At 43.1% G+C, this 1,029-nt stretch carries 1 protein-coding gene; it reads right to left on the bottom strand.

From position 1 onward, the window contains the following. Nucleotides 1-481 precede the first annotated feature (481 nt). Nucleotides 482-718, bottom strand: a complete 237-nt coding sequence (locus tag R8N28_RS27185; RefSeq protein WP_318183912.1) for a DUF3709 domain-containing protein — start codon at nucleotides 716-718, stop codon at nucleotides 482-484. Between the last annotated feature and the right edge of the window lie 311 nt (nucleotides 719-1,029).

Genomic DNA, 1,029 nt, shown 5'->3' with positions numbered 1-1,029 from the left:
AATTTTGAAAACTCGTTTTCGCAAAACTCAAAGCGAAAGCGACACTTCCAAAGCGACTTTGCACCAAACTTGCTAACATCGGTTAAGCCTAAAAACTCAATTGAGGCAGCAACTCAAAACTCGCTTTGACAACCAATGCTGATTTGCCGAAAAACCTGAACGAATGGCCAAAGGAAGAAAGAAAAGACCACAACCAATTGATTTTAATTGTTTTAAGCTAACGCCCGCCTAAGGGGCTGGCAACGCATTACCACTAAACTCAAACACAACAAACGTAACCGCCGCGGCTCAATGGGACTGGAAACGCTACGCGTTGACAGTCCCTCTTGAGGCGTTTGTTATGCTTAAGCTTCAACACTTTACATTTGAATCCAGTCAAGAATAACCCACTGAAATCATTGACCAAACTTTAAATTTCCTTGAATTAGAACTGGCTCAACTTTTACTTTGATTTTACCTATGAACTGACCAATGCAGGCTTTCATTTAGCAACTAGGCCAATGTGGAAACCCTCTCCGACAAACTCACTCACCACGCATGGGCACGACAACTCAATGAGGCAATAACACTGAAATTTACAGCGACAGACACATTGCCGTTTCATTAGGCAGCGCAAAACAATACTCAATTGCCGACTAATTTTCAGCCTGTAAGTAAAGGCACCAAACTGCTCAAAGCGACTTGAGACAACAATACTAACCTCGCGCAGAGTCAACATTCCAATGAGGCAATCACTCAGAATTTACGGCGCCAGACACATTGCCGCTTCATTAGGCAGCGAAAAACAATATTGAATTGCCGACAAAACCTGAACGAAATGCTAAAGGAATCGACAATCACAACCTGCTGATTTTTATGGATTAAGCATAACGCCCGCTTAAGTGGTGAGCAACGCAATACCGATGTGTCCGCTCACCGCCTTAATCACTAAAATCAACGCATAGCAAAAATGCCACGCGTTGCGAATCCGTCTTAAAGCGTTTGTTAGCTTAAATTTCAGCACCTTAGCTTTACCAAGCCTGAGGTTAC

Source organism: Vibrio sp. Vb1554 (assembly GCF_033344235.1).
The sequence above is the reverse complement of the archived record's forward strand: the minus strand, read 5'-3'. Positions and strand labels throughout refer to the sequence as shown.